This is a genomic window from Planococcus sp. MB-3u-03 (assembly GCF_002833405.1).
In the GTDB taxonomy this organism is placed as follows: Bacteria; Bacillota; Bacilli; order Bacillales_A; family Planococcaceae; genus Planococcus.
Window position 1 is genome coordinate 261,597 of sequence record NZ_CP025135.1, and the last position, 18,615, is coordinate 280,211.

General features: G+C 50.2%; 18 protein-coding genes and 1 pseudogene. 13 read left to right on the forward strand and 6 right to left on the reverse strand.

What is annotated here, in order from left to right:
* Positions 1–226: 226 nt before the first annotated feature.
* Both CW734_RS02620 and CW734_RS02625 read left to right on the forward strand, forming a co-directional pair.
* Positions 227–958: an ABC transporter ATP-binding protein gene (locus CW734_RS02620; protein WP_101189305.1), complete on the forward strand. Its 732-nt coding sequence runs from the start codon at positions 227–229 to the stop codon at positions 956–958.
* Positions 955–1,704 (forward strand): ABC transporter permease, encoded by a 750-nt coding sequence (locus CW734_RS02625; RefSeq protein WP_101189306.1) that lies wholly within the window; start codon positions 955–957, stop codon positions 1,702–1,704. Before CW734_RS02620 ends, CW734_RS02625 begins: the two co-directional genes overlap by 4 nt.
* 273 nt (positions 1,705–1,977) lie before the next feature.
* Here the strand turns inward: CW734_RS02625 and CW734_RS02630 are convergent, their stop codons facing one another.
* Positions 1,978–3,048, reverse strand: a complete 1,071-nt coding sequence (locus tag CW734_RS02630) for a saccharopine dehydrogenase family protein (protein ID WP_101189307.1) — start codon at positions 3,046–3,048, stop codon at positions 1,978–1,980.
* A gap of 179 nt (positions 3,049–3,227) precedes the next feature.
* Here CW734_RS02630 and CW734_RS02635 point away from each other — a divergent pair, with 179 nt between their 5' ends.
* Positions 3,228–4,217 (forward strand): S8 family peptidase, encoded by a 990-nt coding sequence (locus CW734_RS02635; protein ID WP_101189308.1) that lies wholly within the window; start codon positions 3,228–3,230, stop codon positions 4,215–4,217.
* Positions 4,218–4,268: 51 nt separating this feature from the next.
* Here the strand turns inward: CW734_RS02635 and CW734_RS02640 are convergent, their stop codons facing one another.
* Positions 4,269–4,475: a hypothetical protein gene (locus CW734_RS02640; RefSeq protein WP_101189309.1), complete on the reverse strand. Its 207-nt coding sequence runs from the start codon at positions 4,473–4,475 to the stop codon at positions 4,269–4,271.
* Between the two features lie 249 nt (positions 4,476–4,724).
* Between CW734_RS02640 and coaW the strand changes: the two genes are divergently transcribed.
* On the forward strand, positions 4,725–5,528 hold the full coding sequence (gene coaW / locus CW734_RS02645) for a type II pantothenate kinase (protein ID WP_101189310.1): 804 nt from the start codon (positions 4,725–4,727) through the stop codon (positions 5,526–5,528).
* Between the two features lie 35 nt (positions 5,529–5,563).
* Here the strand turns inward: coaW and CW734_RS19345 are convergent.
* Positions 5,564–6,120: pseudogene (locus tag CW734_RS19345) on the reverse strand (nitroreductase family protein).
* A 207-nt stretch (positions 6,121–6,327) separates the two neighbouring features.
* Between CW734_RS19345 and CW734_RS02655 the strand changes: the two are divergent.
* The gene (locus tag CW734_RS02655; RefSeq protein WP_101189311.1) at positions 6,328–7,722 is read left to right on the forward strand and encodes a protoporphyrinogen oxidase; all 1,395 of its coding nucleotides are present in this window, start codon (positions 6,328–6,330) and stop codon (positions 7,720–7,722) included.
* 71 nt (positions 7,723–7,793) lie between these two features.
* On the opposite strand, the gene CW734_RS02660 is transcribed toward CW734_RS02655, so the two are convergent.
* Entirely contained in the window at positions 7,794–8,831 is a 1,038-nt protein-coding gene (locus CW734_RS02660) for a C40 family peptidase (RefSeq protein ID WP_101189312.1), read from the reverse strand.
* A 298-nt stretch (positions 8,832–9,129) separates the two neighbouring features.
* On the opposite strand from CW734_RS02660, the gene CW734_RS02665 reads away from it, so the two are divergent.
* The 3 genes from CW734_RS02665 to CW734_RS02675 all read left to right on the forward strand — a co-directional run bounded on the left by CW734_RS02665 (position 9,130) and on the right by CW734_RS02675 (position 11,809).
* Positions 9,130–10,686, forward strand: coding sequence for a fatty acid--CoA ligase (locus CW734_RS02665; protein WP_101189313.1), 1,557 nt, complete (start codon positions 9,130–9,132; stop codon positions 10,684–10,686).
* A 24-nt stretch (positions 10,687–10,710) separates the two neighbouring features.
* Positions 10,711–11,112, forward strand: coding sequence for a hotdog fold thioesterase (locus tag CW734_RS02670; protein WP_374703194.1), 402 nt, complete (start codon positions 10,711–10,713; stop codon positions 11,110–11,112).
* A gap of 142 nt (positions 11,113–11,254) precedes the next feature.
* Entirely contained in the window at positions 11,255–11,809 is a 555-nt protein-coding gene (locus CW734_RS02675) for a TetR/AcrR family transcriptional regulator (RefSeq protein ID WP_232787140.1), read from the forward strand.
* 40 nt (positions 11,810–11,849) lie between these two features.
* On the opposite strand, the gene CW734_RS02680 is transcribed toward CW734_RS02675, so the two are convergent.
* Positions 11,850–12,353, reverse strand: coding sequence for a methylated-DNA--[protein]-cysteine S-methyltransferase (locus tag CW734_RS02680; protein ID WP_101189315.1), 504 nt, complete (start codon positions 12,351–12,353; stop codon positions 11,850–11,852).
* A 126-nt stretch (positions 12,354–12,479) separates the two neighbouring features.
* On the opposite strand from CW734_RS02680, the gene CW734_RS18190 reads away from it, so the two are divergent.
* From CW734_RS18190 to CW734_RS02695, 4 genes are all read left to right on the forward strand, one after another.
* Positions 12,480–12,623 carry a hypothetical protein gene (locus CW734_RS18190; protein ID WP_157073521.1) on the forward strand — a complete coding sequence of 48 codons (144 nt, stop codon included), beginning with the start codon at positions 12,480–12,482 and terminating at the stop codon, positions 12,621–12,623.
* Positions 12,624–12,738: 115 nt separating this feature from the next.
* Entirely contained in the window at positions 12,739–13,680 is a 942-nt protein-coding gene (locus CW734_RS02685; protein ID WP_101189316.1) for a hypothetical protein, read from the forward strand.
* Between the two features lie 124 nt (positions 13,681–13,804).
* Entirely contained in the window at positions 13,805–15,469 is a 1,665-nt protein-coding gene (locus tag CW734_RS02690; RefSeq protein ID WP_101189317.1) for a formate--tetrahydrofolate ligase, read from the forward strand.
* Positions 15,469–15,708 (forward strand): hypothetical protein, encoded by a 240-nt coding sequence (locus CW734_RS02695; RefSeq protein ID WP_101189318.1) that lies wholly within the window; start codon positions 15,469–15,471, stop codon positions 15,706–15,708. The genes CW734_RS02690 and CW734_RS02695 overlap by 1 nt, the downstream gene beginning before the upstream one ends.
* A gap of 8 nt (positions 15,709–15,716) precedes the next feature.
* Here the strand turns inward: CW734_RS02695 and CW734_RS02700 are convergent.
* Positions 15,717–17,056 (reverse strand): IS3 family transposase gene (locus tag CW734_RS02700; protein WP_101189319.1). Its coding sequence is split into 2 segments (ribosomal slippage): positions 15,717–16,678 and positions 16,678–17,056, totalling 1,341 coding nucleotides; the frame shifts between segments, so codons are not numbered across the junction.
* A gap of 249 nt (positions 17,057–17,305) precedes the next feature.
* Here CW734_RS02700 and CW734_RS02705 point away from each other — a divergent pair.
* Positions 17,306–18,598: a DUF4139 domain-containing protein gene (locus tag CW734_RS02705; protein ID WP_101189320.1), complete on the forward strand. Its 1,293-nt coding sequence runs from the start codon at positions 17,306–17,308 to the stop codon at positions 18,596–18,598.
* The last annotated feature ends 17 nt before the right edge of the window (positions 18,599–18,615 follow it).

Sequence of the window (18,615 nt, forward strand, 5' to 3'; positions counted from 1 at the left end):
TAAGCCCTTCCACAAGTTCCATTTGGAGTTTGTGGAGGGCTTTGTTTTTTGGTTTTTTAATGATAATAATTATCGTTTAAGAAGCCTGTGAAAACGCATTAATTGATATGTATTCTCAATTAAAAATAGTTATTCTCAATTACTTGGTTCGGCTGTAAAGTTGTGCTATGATATCTACATTAGAATAATTATAAATAAGAAACTTGAGAATTTGGGAGGTGTGGGCATGGGCACCCAGTACAAACCTGCGATCCACTTTCAGCACGTGGATTATCGCATTGGAGACATAGAAATCTTAAACGATATTACCGGTTCATTTCCACAAGGCCGTATCACCACTCTAGTAGGGCCTTCTGGCGCCGGGAAGTCGACGCTGCTGAAATTATGCAATGGCCTTATATCGCCGGCGAACGGAGAAATTTTCGTGAAAGATAAAGCGATTGGCGAATACGATCCGGTGGAACTGCGCCGGATGGTTGGAATGGCGTTGCAGAGCGCGCCGATGATCAGCGGCACTGTATACGAAAACTTGAATTTGCCTTTGGAATTGCAGGGGCAGCAATTGGCGAAAGAAGATGCCCTTGAGCTGCTTGAAGATGTCGGCTTGAAAGGTGATTTGCTGGACCGTAAAGTGAAAGAGCTATCAGGTGGGCAGCGCCAGAAAGTTTCCATCGCGAGAACGCTTGTCAACAAGCCAGAGATTCTCTTGATGGACGAAATCACTTCTTCGCTCGACCGCGCTTCAAAGCTCGAAGTGGAGGAGTTGATCAGCAAAATCAACCGGAAATACAAGACGACAATCATTTGGATTACCCATAATCTCCAGCAGGCACTCGAAATCGGTGATTACACATGGGTCATGATGGACGGCCAAGTGGTAGAAACCGGCGAGAGTTCGCTGCTTGAAGATCCACAGAATCAGCGCGTCAATGAATTTGTGAAAGGGGTGGTGTCATGAGTTACTGGGCTTTATCGCTGACGCTCATTTTTGTCCTCATCCCGCTTTTATTGTCGAAAACATTGAATTTAGGGCTGGGCCGCGATATGACGGTCGCAACAATCCGCTCAATCATCCAGCTGCTCGCTGTTGGGTATGTCTTGAAATTCGTCTTCGACTCCGAAAGTTTGCTCTACATCTTCTTGATGGTCGCGTTGATGATCATCGCGGCAACCCATAACGCGCAGAAAAAAGGCGCAGCCATCCAAGGCATTACTTGGAAGATTGCCGTTACCTTAATCTTTGTGGAAGTGTTGACGCAAGGAATTCTGATCGGCTTCAACATCACGCCGGCGACTGCCCAATACATCATCCCGATCAGCGGCATGGTCATCGGGAACTCGATGGTGCTGTCGATCCTGTTCTTGAATCGTTTCACGGCGGAAGTCGAAGACCATCAGGATCAGACGGAATTGATCTTGTCGCTTGGCGGAACGCCGAAACAGGCCATTCACCGCCAATTGATCAACTCGATCAAGGCGAGCATGATCCCGACGATCGAGAGCCAGAAAACGGTTGGTCTCGTCCAACTGCCGGGCATGATGAGCGGGCAGATCATCGCGGGCGCAGACCCGATACAAGCGGTGCAATTCCAGTTGCTCATCATGTTCCTGTTATTGACGACGGCTGCTGTGACGAGCGTTTTCCTCGGATACTTGTCCTATCCAACCTTGTTCAATAAACGCATGCAATTATTAAAAGGCTGACGCTATGTCAGCCTTTTTTAGTGTCGAGAAGCTCAGAAAGTTGTATTTTCCGAAGCTTACCGCTCGCTTTCCGTGGGGCGGGAATCGAGCCTCCTCGTTCGCTACGCTCACTGCGGGTCTCTCAAACCCGCTAGTCCCACAGGAGTCGAGCGAACGCTTCTCCAAATACTCAGATAGAAAATTGAATTTTAAATGTAAAAAAAGGAATCCCTTTTTTATTCATAGCGGATCATGGACTTCTTCTCTATGTCAGCCTTTTTGTTTTGGGTAGATTCAGTTGGCGGTTCCCGGATAAAAGCTGTCGATTTCAAAGCGCCCCGAGCTGGGCAGGCTTTCGAGCAGATCCGAGCCGAACAATGCGGCGGGGGTCCAACTGCCGCCTGGGTAGTCGCCTGACAGTAAGCGCTCTGTCACTTCCAGTGCGCCGTAAACGGTCAGGTCATAGACGTTCGCGGTATCGATTCGGCACGTCTTGACGACACCGTCTGCATTTTTGGCTTGTCCCCAAATGTACGCAGTGCTTCCGGCGCGCTCTTCCTGATCTGGCCCTTGTACGCGTCGCTCGATCCATTTCAGCAAAGGCTGCTTCACTTTTTCAGAAGACAGCAAAGGGCTCGCTGCATTCATGAGCAGTGCCGCTTTGGCAGCAAGTTTCGGTGTCGGAATCCACGCCGTAATATTGGGGATGCCGGTGGTGTAATAAGCAGTAGCCACATCACCCCAGGGAATCGCCATGGCGGATTTTTGGCCGCGCCCGAAATCGATCACCCGCTGGTGCTTGCCGATCGCGACAGCGGTCAGCTGCCCATCTTTACGGATGATATTGCCTCCGCCTAGCCCTTCGACCATCGTCTTCATCGTGCCTGGAGAGATGCCGGAATCCGAATCGAAACCAAGTGCGAGCTCGACGGCATCGGGTAATGCTTGTTTCAACTTCAGGGCGGTGCAATCGGTAGGGATGACATCGAAGCCCACTCCGGAACATAAAATGATATTTTTCTTTTGCGCTTCTTTGTGCAAAGAGTGGGTATGTTCGAACACACTGATCTCCCCAGTGATGTCGAGATAATGGGCGCCGGCTTCCAAGCAGGCGTGGATCATCGGTTTGCTGGTCTTTTCGAATGGGCCGGCGCAATGCAGCACGAGATCGATGCCCTTTAAATGCTCAGCTGTCTGGTTATTCAATTCGAAAATGCGAAATTCCAAGCCGAGTTCTTCGGCGATCGGCTGCACTTTTTCTTTGCTGCGCCCAGCTAGGACCGGGCGCAATCCGCGTTCGACTGCTTCTTGTGCGATCAACTTTCCTGTATAGCCTGTCGCTCCATACAATAGCCATGTAGTCATTGTTTTCGGTCTCCTCGTCATTTGGTGTCTTTCTTGTGTTCTTCAATAAGCAGGAAATTCCTGTCTGTTTCTTGAAACTAATTAAGAACAACTTTCCATTTTTAAATGCGAACAAATGTTTGATTTTAATAGCGGCTGTCAGGTAGAATGAAGGAAACGAGTTGAAGGAGGAATTTTCGATGAAAAATATTCATTTGATTCCATACCGCGTTGAACAAGTGACGGCTGCACCGCCGCGTATACCGGAAGGCGTGCGGATGATCCAGGCTCCTGAACTGTGGGAAAGCGCTGAACATGGCAAAGGCAATGTAGTGGCCGTATTGGATACAGGCTGCCAAACCGACCACCCTGATCTGACAGCACGGATTGCGGGCGGCCGCAACTTCACGCATGATGACGGAGGGGACCCTGAACGATTCGAGGATTATAACGGGCATGGCACCCACGTTGCCGGGACGGTCGCCGCTTCCTTAAGAGACGAAGAGGGCGTAGTGGGCGTAGCGCCGCTCGCTGATCTGCTCGTTGTCAAAGTGCTCGATAAAGAAGGCAGCGGCAGCTATGAAGGCATTATTGCGGGCATCCATTATGCCATCGATTGGCGCGGTCCGGAAGGGCAAAAGACGACGGTCATTTCGATGTCGCTTGGCGGACCTGAAGATCATCCCGAATTGTACGAAGCCGTGAAACGGGCAGTTGATGCCGGGATTCCGGTCATCTGTGCAGCTGGCAATGAAGGAGACGATGCGCACGATACCGATGAATTTGCCTATCCTGGAGCGTACGGCGAAGTCATTCAAGTCGGCGCTGTCGATTTCGACCGGCGCATCGCCCCGTTCAGCAATACCAATAACGAGATCGACTTGGTGGCACCGGGCATCAATATCTATTCAACCTACTTGGAAGGGAAATATGCCAGTTTGTCCGGCACTTCGATGGCGACGCCGCATGTGTCGGGAGCCTTGGCATTGATCCGCAACATTTCCGAGCGCGAGTTCGACCGTGAGCTGACAGAGGCGGAATTGTATGCGCAGCTTGTCCGGCGCACGATTCCACTCGGTTATCCGAAGACAGCGGAAGGCAATGGTTTATTGGCGCTCGACATCCTCAATAAATTCGAGCAATTGTTCAAGATCCTCAGCAATTCCTATGCTAATGGATTGGACCGGTAACTGAAACCATTCAAAAACCCCCAGACGCAATGTCTGGGGGTTTTCTTGCATTTAATCCGTCACTAATTTATCCGTTTTCCGCTGCTCTTCAATCCACCACTCAATATGGTTTTCGTCGAACAGGATCATATCGCCATAAGGCCGGGCATGCGGAATTGTTCGTTTCGACAGGAGTTGCTGAATCTGCTCCTCTGTCATGGGGCAACTTCGCTGCTCCAGATATTCGAGCAATTTCGGTATTCCCTGGATCTTCCCCATTTAATCACCTCCCACAAAATCCTCCTTGCAGAAGCAAAGAAAATTCAGTACGAGTTATTAAACGGTTTGCTGAAGATTCTATTCCCATATTTTCTGAAGGTTAATCCTAAAAACTGAAAAACTTTTAAAGCGCAAAGGGGAACAGGGCAAACTCCTCCCGCTCGAAGCGCGAATATGTTAGAATTTCCCCATATGTTAAAAACTATGTAAGGCAGTAAAAGTGCTTTTAAGAAGAGAAGGTGCAGATAGATGAAAGTCGGAATAGATGCGGGCGGGACGCTGATCAAAGTGGCCTATACCGATGGAGGCCCGATTCATTTTGCGAAATATCCGATTGCTGAAATCGGTTTGGTAGCGGAGTGGATCAACGGGCTTTCGGCTAGTGAAGTGTGTGTGACCGGTGGCAAATCAGGTGTGCTTGCATCTTTGCTGGAAAAATCCGTCCAGGAAATGGTGGAATTTGAAGCGACTCACTTGGGCGTCCAAGTTTTGCTTGAACGCATGGGGCTTCACGAGGAAGCCTATTTGGTCACCAATGTCGGAACCGGCACGTCGATCCATTGCGTGCAGGATAATACGCAGGAGCGTCTCGGCGGTACGGGAATCGGGGGCGGAACGCTTATCGGCCTCAGCCATTTATTGACCGGGATCACCAGTTTCGATGAGATCGTTGAACACGCCAAGCGCGGCTCGCGTGAACGCATCGATTTAAAAGTGAAGCATATTTATGAGGGCAAAGAGCCGCCGATTTCGGGTGAGTTGACTGCCAGTAATTTTGGGCAGGATCTATTTTCCATTTCACATGAGTTGTCGAAAGAAGAATTGCTTGCGACGGTCATCGGCCTGGTCGGCGAAACAGTCAGCACAGTCAGTGTTCATGCAGCGCGCCAGTGCCGCAGCTCGACGATCGTCTATATTGGGTCTTCATTCAGCGATAACCCCCTTTTGAAAGAAGTTGTCACAAGCTACACCATTCTGCGCGGCTCGACGCCGTTGTTCCCGGATAATGGCGAATATTCCGGCGCAGTCGGTGCTTTATCTGTTTTGGAATAAAAAAAGAGCATCAGCCGTGATGCTCTTTTTCTTCGTTATTGGTCGATGATTTCCAGCTTTTCGCGAATGTCGGTGCGAGCTTGCTTTTCCGGCACGTGGGCAGGGTAGCCCATCATCATTGTCGCGACGATTTTCTCGCCCGGCTGCACGCCGATTGCCTCACGGAAGACGGGATCGTAAATCCAGTCGTTCGAACGCCAGATCATGCCGATGCCGCGCTGCCAGGCAGCCAATTGGAAATTTTGCAGCATCGAACTAAGCGCGCCGTAATCTTCGTCGAAGCGTCGCTGGCGCGGGTCGACCGGCATGATGGCGACCAGATGGAGCGGGATGTCGCGAAAATACTGAGCTTTATTGAGCGCTTTTGTGGAATGTCGCCGTCCGGTGTTTTCATCGAATCGAGGAATGCCTGGACGAATTTTTCTTTGCCGGCACCGGCATATAGCTGGAAGCGCCAAGGTTCGTTCACTTTATGGTTAGGTGCCCATTTGGCAATATTCAGCAAGTCGATGATCTCTTCGACATCGACAGCGTCTGGTTTGAACTTTTTGATCGATCTTCTTTCCATGATCAATTGATCAATCGGATTCATCAATTTGAACCTCTCCTATCCTTTAAATGACTACGGTTAAATCCTACCACGAATGGCGAAAATCGTGTTGAAAATGACATATTGATGGATGGGAAATGTGCAGCTTCTTGGTAAAATATAGATAGAAGCAGTAAGCTGAATAAATTCATTTACGACTATTTCCGTTATAGAAAATGCGGAATTATATATAAGCAAGGAGTGATTCGGATGAAGAAAGCCGTGGTCATCGGCGGAGGAATTACAGGCCTTTCCGCCATGCATTATTTAGAACGAATGAAAAAGCAGCACGGGCTCGAGTTGGAATTGGAGCTTGTTGAAAAAGATGAGGAGCTGGGCGGGAAGATCCGCACGGTGAAAAAAGAGGGCTTTACGATGGAAGTGGGCGCGGATTCCATCGTCGCTCGCCATGCCAGCGTATTGCCGCTAGTGGAAGAGCTCGGGCTTGAAGAACAGATGGTCTACAACGGGACCGGCATTTCTTATCTGTATACCGACAATCAATTGCATGCCATCCCAAAAGATACAGTATTCGGCATCCCGATGGACCGCGAAGCGCTGTTCAGCTCGACGCTCGTGTCGGAACAGGGGAAAGAGCGGGCTATGCAAGACTTTGAAACCGTAAACGACCGCTTTACGAAAGACAGCTCAATCGGGGAATTCCTGGAAGCGTTTCTCGGCAAAGAATTGGTGGACCGCCAGATTGCGCCTGTCTTATCCGGCGTCTATTCGGGTTCATTGCGTGAACTTACCTTAGCTTCCACCTTGCCGTATTTGATCGATTATAAAAATGACTACGGCAGCATTATCAAAGGGTTCGAAGCGCATAAGGAAACATTCCAAGGTGCAGCGAATAAGAAATTCATCTCATTCGACGGGGGGATGGCGGCCTTGATCGACCGCCTCGAAGAACAGATGGAAACGGCGTTCGTCCGAAAAGGCGTCGAGACAAGCTCGTTGGAGAAGCGAGACGGACGCTATAAATTGGGCTTTTCAGACGGCACCTCAAGCGAAGCGGATTTCATCGTGTTGGCGATTCCGCACCAGCAAGCCCAAGCATTGGTGAAGGACGACGCACTTGATGAGGAATTTGGCCAATTGATTAACTCGTCGTTGATCAGCGTTTATCTCGGATATGACTTGCCGGACGAACAATTGCCAGCGGATGGCACCGGCTTTATCGTGTCGGAAGGCAGCGACCTGGCGTGCAATGCCTGCACCTGGACGAGCCGCAAATGGCCGCATACTTCGGCGCAGCATAAATTGTTGGTGCGTTTGTTCTATAAGAGCACAAACCCGGTATTCGCTGAACTGCAACACAGCTCTGACGAACAGATCGCGGCTAAAGCCAAAGCGGATATCCAGAAAAGCCTGGGCATCGAGCAACAGCCGGCTGTCATTGAAATCACGCCTTGGAATGAGCTCATGCCAAATTATCATATGGGGCATAAAACAGCAGTCATGTCGCTTGAAGCACGGTTGGCCGGCGCCTATCCGGGCGTCTATCTAGCCGGTTCTTCCTATTACGGGGTCGGCATCGGCGCCTGCATCCAAAACGGCAAAGACCTGGCGCAGAATATTGCACAAGCGCTGGGTGAAATATAGCAGAACAAAAATATCTTCATCACCACGCAAAAAAGCTCCGGAAAAATTCCGGAGCTTTTTTATATGCCGCTTTATCTCATGGCGTTGAGTCGTTTGTAACTGTCGAAATGCTTGCCCCAATAGCTGTCGTTGAGGCTAGTGATTTGGACGCGGTCTCCGCCGGCATGGATAAAGCTATTGTTGCCGACATAGATACCGACGTGGGAAATTCCTGGACGGTATGTATTTTTGAAGAACACCAGGTCTCCAGGTTGCGGGGAACTTACCGTAAATGAACTTGCGTAATAGCCGATTGTGTTCGTGCGTGGGATTGTGATGCCTGCGCGGTTATAGACATAGTATAAATAGCCGCTGCAGTCGAAGCCGCTTGAAGTCGTGCCGCCCCATGCATAAGGTACTCCGAGTTGTGTGCGTGCGATGGAAAGAACTTGCCCGGCTTTCGAAGAAGCAGCCGGTTTAGAAACTTGGACAGGTGAAGGGGCAGGAGCTGTGCCGCCCTGAATTTTCAATACTTGGCCGACACGGATATTGCTCGTGCTTAAATTGTTCCAGCTCATCAACTGGGTAACGGAAACTTTATAGCTTCTGGAAATCTTGCTGAGCGTGTCGCCTGAGACGACGCGGTATGTAGTCGTATTGGCTTGTGCTGGCGGTGCGGCCGGAGCAGGTGAAGGTGATGCGACGACAGCTGATGCCGTGCCGCTGACTTTCAGTTTCTGGCCGACGTGGATAGTGGAGTTGCTCAAATTGTTCAATTGCTGGATTTTTGCGACAGATGTGGCGTGTGCCTTGGCAACTTTATAAAGAGTATCACCGGCTTTGACAGTATAAGTGCTAGTCTTTGCGGCAGCTGGTGCGGCCGGGGCGGATGGCGCCGGAGTGCTCGCTGCAGCTGGTGAGGTCAAGCGCAGCACTTGGTTTGGATAGATGGCATCCGTGCTCAGGCGATTCCATGTTTTCAAGTTGGCAACAGATACATCGTTGCTTGAAGCCACTTTCCATAATGTGTCGCCTGGTTTGATTTTATACGAACTTGCTTCTGTATCCGCAGCCCCTAGTGCCAAAGATAGGACTCCTGCCGTGATTGCCATGCCGATCAGCTTCTTCATGCTCATTCCCCTTTGGTTTCCGCAACTTAACTTGCGTATGCAATTTTCTTTAAGTGTATTCAGTTTCACGAATATAGGCAATAAGTTTTATGTTACATTTGTGTTACAAAAATCTAAAGGCTTAATTTACAGTTTTATTTTGCCTATAAAAATAATAATGGTAAAAATTTCTTCTAGTCTATTAGATGTGGGTCATAACAAGCTATTCCTAAAACAATTGTTGAAATATTTATTCTAATCTGACATTATGGAAGTAGTTTGTTGGTGAATCACCATTCAGTAGAGGGAGGAAAAAATAATGTATGCGACACTCGGAAGTATATTTGACCATACGGTTTCCCTGCACCCGGAACGTGAAGCGTTTGTCGATTTAAGAAGAAATAAGCGCTGGACGTATGCGCAGTGGCGGGATGACGTGCACCGCTTGGCGAATGCGCTGACGGCAGCTGGCGTCGCTAAAGGGGATCGCGTTTCTACGTATCTTTTCAATAATCAAGAGCTGGCGACTGCATTATTTGCCTGCGCCAAAATCGGCGCTATCTTCAACCCGATCAACTTCCGCCTGAAAGCGGAAGAACTGGCATTCATCTTAGAAGATGCCAAGCCTGAAGTGGTGCTGTTCGAAGAAGTGCTAGAAGGCGTCGTGCAGACCATTGCGGCGCAGTTCCCGGCGATCCAGTTCTGGACGATCGATGACAAGACGCCATCGTTTGCAAAGAACTATCATGAACAGGTCGCCACAGCATCGACAGACGATCCAGGGGTAGAAATAGAGGAATCGGATACGTACGCCATCATGTATACGAGCGGAACGACAGGGCGGCCAAAAGGCGTCATCCACCGGCACCGGAGCATGGCTGAACAGAGCATGATGTGCATTGCGATGCTCAAGACGACAAAAAATGATGTCGGCTTGGTCGCTGCGCCGATGTTTCATTGCGCGGAACTGCACTGCAATATCATTCCGCGTGTCCAGGCGGGGGCGTCGAGCATCATCATGCATCAATTCGATCCGTTTTTAGCGCTGGATACCATCGAAAAAGAAAAAGTGACGGTGATGTTTGCTGTGCCGACCATGTGGAGCATGATTGCCGAAATCGATGGCGCGCAGCAAAAAGTGAAGAGCTTGACGCGCGGCTTATACGGCGCCGCGCCGATGGCACCTGTGCTCGTAAAACGCGTCAAAGAGGTGCTCGGCATCGATCTGATCCAGGCGTATGGGCAGACGGAAATGGGCCCGGCCATTACCTTTTTGTCGGAAGCAGATCAATTAACGAAAGCCGGATCGGCGGGACAGCCTGCCTATAATCATGAAATCCGTGTCGTTCGGCCGAATGAAGACGGGCCGTCTGAACCGGAAGATGTGCTTGCGCCGTTTGAAGTCGGGGAAATCATCGTGCGCGGTCCGAGCATGATGGCAGGGTATTTCCAACGCGAAGACGCGACGAAAAAAGCGCTTTACAAAGGCTGGTATCATTCAAGTGACCTCGGTTACCTGGATGAACAGGGATATTTGTATGTCGCCGATCGCGTCGATGATATGATCATCAGCGGTGGAGAGAACATCTATCCGCGTGAAGTGGAAGATGCGCTTCATGGCCATGACAAAGTGCAGGACGTGGCGGTGCTCGGGGTACCGGATGAAAAATGGGGCGAATCGGTGCTGGCTTTTGTCGTTTCAAAAGATCCATCGCTGACTGAACAGGATTTGGAAGAATACTGCGTCAATCACGAAAACCTCGCGCGCTACAAAAGGCCGCGTTCGTATCGTTTCGTCGATGAGCTGCCGCGCAATGCAAGCGGCAAGATCCAGAAGTTCCTGCTGCGGGAACAATACAAAGAATTATCGTCTTGAAAAGGCGGGAAAAGAGGGTTAAGAATGGTGAAAATGAAGCCAGTGGAAGAAACGATCATGGGAGTGCTGGGCATTGAACTGACCGAGCAGTCCGGAGAACGTATTGTCGCGACGATGCCTGTGCATGCAGCGACGCATCAGCCATTTGGCTTGTTGCACGGAGGGGCATCGGTCGTGCTCGCGGAGACGGTGGCAAGTTTCGGGACCTGGCATGCAATTGACCAGCAAAAAGAAATTGCGGTCGGGCTGGAAATCAACGCCAACCATATCCGCGGGAAAAAAGACGGCGTCGTGACAGCCATCGGCACGCCGCTTCATAAAGGGCGTACGACGATGATTTGGGATATCAAAATCATGGATGAAGAAGAGCGGCTCATTTGCGTCTCGCGCTGCACGGTGGCGATTGTCCAAAAACCAATTGAATGACGCCGAAAGGCCGGACCTCGCGCTGAGGATCCGGCCTTTTTGTCCACTCCAAAAACCGGTTTAACGAAGAGGCCATGTTATAATGGAGGAACCAGGAATCCGGGGACCGGAAAGGCAGTGACAGGTTTTGAAAAGGGAAATTATGCAACAGAGCATTGCGCTGTTTGTCGACAAAGGCTATAGCGCAACGTCGATCCAGGATATTGTAGATGCGCTCGGCGTGACAAAAGGCTCTTTCTACTATCATTACAAAAGCAAAGAAGCACTGCTGATGGACATCCACCAGCAATACATCGACGAATTGCTCACCAGGCAGCAATCGATTCTGCAGGACGCAGCGCCGGCAAAAGACAAGCTCGCAGAGATTATCCGTTTATTGATCGGCGACATGGAAAAGCAAGGGCCGATCGCAAATGTCTATTTCCGTGAACTGCGTCATTTAAAAGAAGAAAACGCTCAGACAATCCGTGCAAAACGGGCGGAATTCCGCGAACAGATCGAATCGGTCCTGCTGGCAGGCATCGAAAGCGGCGAGTTCCGCAAAGAGTTGAATCCGAAGATGATCGCTTTCGCCGTGCTCGGCGTGACCAATTGGAGCTATCAATGGTTTCAGCCAGGCGGTGAGCTGACCACTGGCGAGCTGGCAGAACTTTATACCGATTTTATTCTTTATGGCATTATGCCAGCGCAATATTAAAAGCCGTGATCCGTTTATCCGGATCGCGGCTTTTGAACGCTTAATCTTTTTCTGTCTCCAGCAAATGGTGTTTCAGTTCCATGCCGCCTCGGAAGCCCGTTACATCGCCGCTTTTCCGGATCACGCGGTGGCACGGGATAAAAAGGAGCAAAGGGTTTGCGCCCACTGCAGAACCGGCTGCACGGACAGTTTGCGGCTTGCCGATGCGTTCAGCCAATTCAGAATAAGAAATGGTTTGACCGTAGGGAATTTCCTGTAAGGCTTGCCAGATGGAATGTTGAAATTCAGTGCCTCCCACATCAAGGGGCAGCGAAGATGTTTCGCGGGAACCTCCGAGCCAAGCTTCGATTGCATATTGATATTCCCTTAATGCTTGTTGGTCTTGGACGAAATCGGCGTTTGGAAATCGTTTTGCGCAATGCTGCTGCATTTCAACAAGGCCTTCGCCCGGCGAACCCACATAACAAAGGCCCTTGCTGCTTTTGGCGAGAAGCAGCCGGAATCCGTGGTGCTCGGCGTAAGCCCAGTGGATGGTCTGTGCCATAGCCATCATCCTCCCATAGTTTAGTTTCAGTATACGCTCCGCGAGGACATTTTTCAGCAAGCAGATTTCCTGTTTGAGCTTATGGAGAACGGGAATACGAGGGATAAGACATAAGGAGGGATCTACATGGCAAGAGACAAAAACAAAGAAAGACTGGAAGAAGAGCGCCGCGAACAAGAGTTGCGTGAAGAACAACAGGCTTTTAAGGATAGTGCCAGAAACCTCGACGAACAGAACCGGATGAACGATACACAGAACCAGCAAAAATAAGCCGTATGCCAAAAACAGCCCGTGCACCGGAAAATCCGGTGGGCGGGCTGTTTTCACTAGGCGTGCAAGCGTGGTAGTATTGTACATAATACTTTTTTAGGAAAGAGTGGTTTTCATGTTTGACACCCTTGAACAATTGGTGGAAGAAAAAGGAATAAACAGCAAGCGTTCGGTCGCATGGAAGAAAATCAGCGAAGAAGAACGGTTATCGGAAAAATTTCTCACTGATAATGCGCGCAATATCCATTGGCAGCTGGTCTCCAAGCATCAACCACTGTCTGAAGGATTTATCCGCCAATACAGCGGCTTTCTTTATTGGGATGAAATCCTCCGCCACCAGCAAGTATCGGAGCGCTTTCTAGAGGAGTTTTCAGTCCCTGAAAAATGGCAGCCCGAAGAAGGCCAGCTATCTCCAAAGCAGTTGAAAGCCTTGGAAGCGCATGGCCAGCCTTTCGATGAACGGGAATACTGGAAGCTCGTATCCGCCAAACGCTTATCGCCGATGTTCATCGAGAAACATCATGATCAAGTCGATTGGCAGACACTTAGCGACCAGCAGGAATTGCCGATGACATTGATCGGCCGCCATGCAGATAAAGTCGACTGGCTCGCTGTGACGCGCGGGCAAAAATTGACGGAGCGGTTTATCGAAAAACACAAAGGCCAAGTGGAATGGGAAACACTAACGTTTCATCAGGCATTGTCGGAGCGGTTCATCAATCGCCATAGCGATAAGATGGCGGCGATCTCTGCGGAACAGCCGCGCTCAGAAGCCTTTCTCTACATGCATCTGGAAAAGATGGACCCAGAGACGATTCTGGCATGCCAGCAGATTGGCCAGGCAGTGGAATACGAAAGCTTCAAAGTCTATAGCATTTCCCGCAATAGCCGAAAAAAATACATTGTGGAGTTCTATCATTACGATGAACCGGATTCCCCGCGTTTTCTGAAACTGGATGATGAAGGCTTTTATGATTTGCTGGAAGAGTACGAGTTGCAGGATCATATTGAAGCGGATTTCCCGGAACTTTTGTTTATCGAAGAAATGCGCTTCTGATCAAACGCACCCAAATGAGGGTGCGTTTTTTTATATGGCTGAAGATTTTTCGGGATGCTGGCAGGCTTGTGTTTTCCGGCATCCCGTTTATAATGGGAAGAAAAATTGAAAGTTGGGACTATGCATGGCGATGACCGATTTGACGATTGCAAAAGAGGCGGCTATCCGGCCGATCCAGGAAATTGCACAGCAAGCTGGGATTGCGGAAGACGCTTTGGAACTATACGGGAAATACAAAGCGAAAATCGATGTGAATAAATTGCCGAAAACCACGAAGGACGGAAAAGTCGTACTTGTGACGGCAATCAGCCCGACACCCGCAGGTGAAGGGAAATCGACGGTGACAGTGGGACTTGCAGATGCATTAAAACAAAGCGGCGAGTCGGTCATGGTGGCGCTTCGCGAGCCTTCTCTCGGACCGGTCATGGGCGTCAAAGGCGGCGCGACAGGCGGCGGTTTTGCGCAAGTATTGCCGATGGAAGACATCAATCTTCATTTCACGGGCGATATTCACGCCATCACGTCGGCGAATAATGCGCTCGCTGCCTTGATCGACAACCATTTGCACCAGGGGAATGCGCTTCGCATCGACCCGCGGCGCATCACATGGAAGCGCGCACTGGACATGAACGACCGGGCGCTGCGCCACGTGACGATTGGTCTCGGCGGCCCTGCGCAAGGCGTGCCGCGCGAAGATGGCTTCGATATCACGGTCGCATCGGAAATCATGGCGGTGCTGTGCCTCGCCACTTCACGCGAAGACTTAAAAGAACGTTTGGCCCGCATGGTCATCGGCTATACGTATGACCGCGAGCCCATCACGGTCAGGGACTTGGAAGCGCAAGGCGCGCTCGCGTTACTCTTGAAAGAAGCATTCAAACCGAATTTGGTGCAGACGATCGAAGGGACGCCGGCGATCATTCACGGCGGCCCGTTTGCGAACATCGCCCATGGCTGCAATTCCTTGATGGCGACGAATACAGCAAGAAGCCTGGCAGATGTCGTCGTCACAGAAGCCGGCTTCGGTGCGGATCTTGGTGCTGAGAAATTCATGCACATCAAATCACGCAAAGGCGGCTTCCATCCGGATGCAGTCGTCATCGTTGCGACAGTGCGCGCGCTGAAAATGCACGGCGGTGTCGATAAAAAAGAACTTGGTGCTGAAGATGCGGATGCCGTGCGCCGCGGCATCGTCAATTTGGCGAAGCATGTGGAAACAATACGCCAATTCGGCGTCGAGCCGGTCGTAGCACTCAATCGCTTCACCGGAGATAGCGATGCGGAGCTCGCGCAAGTGATGGACTGGGCGAAAGCGGAAGAAGTCGCGATTGCCCTGACGGAAGTATGGGGCAAAGGTGGGGCTGGCGGGCTCGAACTCGCGGAACTCGTCAAACGTCAACTCGACAACGGCGCTGATTTCACCTATCTGTACGCAGAAGAAGATGCCGTCGAAGAAAAGCTGCGGACAATCGTGCAAAAAGTATACGGCGGTGCGGATGTCCAGTTGACGGATAAAGCGCAGAAGCAATTGGCCGAACTGAAGAAATACGGCTGGGACGCCTTGCCGATCTGCATGGCAAAGACTCAGTATTCATTATCCGACCAGCCGAAACTGCTCGGGCGCCCGGAAGGCTTCACGGTGACGATCCGCGAATTGATCCCGAAACTCGGCGCAGGCTTCATCGTCTGCCTGACAGGAGATATCATGACCATGCCTGGCCTTCCGAAATCACCTGCTGCACTCAATATGGATGTGGCGGAAGACGGGCAAGCGCTCGGATTGTTCTGATGAAAGCCAGCGTGCAAATTGTAGATTATGTCGAACAAGGCCAATCGCTCTATATTCAATTGAAAGTGATTGATGCGGAAGCTGGAACGACAGTTGAAGGCGAGGTCCGTTTTCTTGGGGAGTTGCTATACGGGGAATTGATCCACGAAAAGAAGTCGCCGCTGACGGATCAGGCGCGCATTGAAACGATCGCTTATTTGAAAACCCACTTCGGAAGATGTGAACTGAGCCCCATTTAGTGGACGATTTAATAAAAGCACCCGGCAGCTAGGCTATGACTTCGGTATTGTGCCGGAGTCATCTTTTTTAGGTTCCATTGTTTGCGCGTTCCGTTGTAATACTCCATGTATTCATCCACCAGCCCCTTTAATTCGGCTAGGCTGGTCGCTTGTTTAAACTCGACTTCATCTTTAAAGTGACCAAAAAACGATTCGATGGGGGCGTTGTCGAGACAGTTGCCCCTGCGGGACATCGATTGGGTCAATTTCATTTTCTTCACGCGTCGTTGGTATTCGGGGTGGGTGTAGTGGAAGCCTTGATCGGAATGGATCATCGCTTCCGGGTGAACATTGTCATCCAATGCTTCCTTCAGTTTTTGTAACGTGCGGTACACAATTTCCATCGTAAGCGTCGTCGTCACTTCGTAGGCGACGATTTCGCGGGTGGCGATATCTTTTACAGCGGACAGATACGCCATTTGTCCCGACCGGTTCGGTAGATACGTGATATCCGTGACGAAGACCTTGCCGGGTTCGTCTAGTTTAAACTTACGGTCTAACAGGTTTGGACAGACGGCGTGTTCCTGTGTGGCTTTGGCGATTTGCTTATAAGGATTCGCTCGCCGGATTTTGGCAAAGAGATTGAATTTGCGCATAAGGCGCAGAATCTTCTTGTGATTCATCGGGGTTTCCAGCAGTTCCGTAAGGATCATGTAAAAGGTGCGATACCCGACTTTCCCACGATGCGCATCGTAGATGCTTTTCAGCAACAGGTAATCTTCATAGTCCTGTTCTTCGCGAATGGCGTGCTGTTCCACTTTCTTCAGCCAAGCATAGTAGCCACTTCGACTGACTTCCGCTGTCTGGCAGAGGGCATCCACCATATTCTTCAGTTGGAATTTCCGGACCACCACATTGATCGCTTCGAATTTTTCCGCTGGGGTCAGCTGCGTTTCTTCGCCTGCCTCTCGAGTTCCTCGAGCTTTTTTAGCAACTCATTTTCGGCTTCCAGGTATTTTATGCGCGCTTCCGCCTTTTCCAACTTTTTCTCGGCAGAGAGCTTTTGGGTAGACGGCCGGCCGGTACTGCCTTTTCCACGGCGCTCTTCCCAAAACCCTTCTTCGCCGTAAAGTCGGAACGTTTTCCGCCAACGTTTTAATGTCTCTTTCGGTTTGTCCGATCCAATTACCGTCAGGTCAAATCCATTTTCGGCAAAAATTTGCGCCGGACCTTTGCCCTGCAAGTTTTCATTGACGGCTTTCACCTTAAATTCAGGTGTGTATTGAATCGTTCGATCCGAGACCGTTTTGACATTCGGATTCGCTTCCAATGTGCGTCGTTGATGTTCGTTAAAGATGATTTTACTCATGACAACCTCTCCCGTTCCAGTAGATATGTTCAGTATACCGGGGTCTGAAAACAGAAAAAACCCCAAATGGGGGGCACTTTTTAAAGTGTCTACCATTTGGGGTTCAGTTCAATGATTTCCGGAGTGGGTTTTTCTTTCTTTATTGTGACTGAATATTCAATTATTAATAGTCGATTCCATGCCGGATGTGCTAAGGTGAAAGAGATGAAGAGCCTGAATGAATAAGCGATTCAAAAAGGAGCGGTTGCCATGAAACTGCAGTCTACACGAAGCCAACAAAAACATTTATCGGTGGCGGCGTATAACGGAGGGTTTGCGCTTGTGCAGGAGATGCGTTATTTGAAATCGGACGGGCCAGTGGAGGAAGTGCAATTCCTGGACCTTGCTGAACGGGTGGAGACAGACTCGATTATTGTGAAAGGGCTCGATATCCTGGAGCAGAATTACGATTACGACCTGGTCAGCAAAGGGAAATTATTGGAACGCTATATCAACCGCAACGTTCATGTGCGGAACAGCGAAATCGGGGAAGAGTGGGAGATGCGTCTGCTCAGCGTGTCGGAATGCATCATCGGCGAACGGGCCGATACGAAAGAAATCGTCATCGATCCGGTCGGGGAACTGATTCTTCCGGCGTTGCCGGAAGGCTTATTGCTGAAACCGGCACTGGTGTGGAAAATAGCGCCAGCAGCGGTGGACCAGGAAATCAGAGTATCGTATTTGACGAAAAGCCTGGAATGGCATGCCCATTACACTCTGGAAATCAAAGACGACGGGTTCCAATTTGATGGCTGGATAAAAATTTTGAATCACAGCGGCGCGCATTACGAAAAGGCAGAGCTTGCTTTGGTGGCTGGGCATGTCCACCGGGAACAGGAAATGAAGAATGGTGATTCACCGATTTTGTATTCGCGCATGCAAGAGTCATTGATTACAGCGGAAGCTTTGCCGGACCGTCTTGTCTACAGGATCAACCGGCCGGTCACCGTCATGAACGAACAGCTCAAGCAATTATCGCTATTCTCGGCGCACGGCGCACAATTCAAGCGGGCTTATCAAGTGAGGTCAGGTGATACCCATGCCGATATCCAGCTCGAATTTTTCAACTCGAGCGAAAACGGTCTCGGCATGCCGCTGCCGGAAGGGGTGGTGAAAGTATACGAAGCCGGGGATTCGGGTGAAACGTTTTTCACGGGCGAAGGTCGAATCGAACACATAGCGCCTGGGAAAAACCTGCGTATCTATATCGGAAAAGCGACGGACGTTACGAGCGACAGCCATGAAAAATTGCGTGAAAAGCATGGCGTCCATGAATACATCACTTATGTGTACAAACTCGAAAATGAAAAGACAGAAAGCATCCGTTTACTGGTTGAACACGTTATTTTCGATCCCATTTGGGAAATGGAATCGTCCAGCCACGATTATGAACGGAAAAGCAGTTCGAAAGTGGAATTTGTCCTCCGGATCCAGCCTGAGACCACGGTTGAATTGGAGTTCACGTATAAAGTCGATAAACGGCGAGAAGAGCGAGGCTATTAGAAAAAGGAGGAGAACAA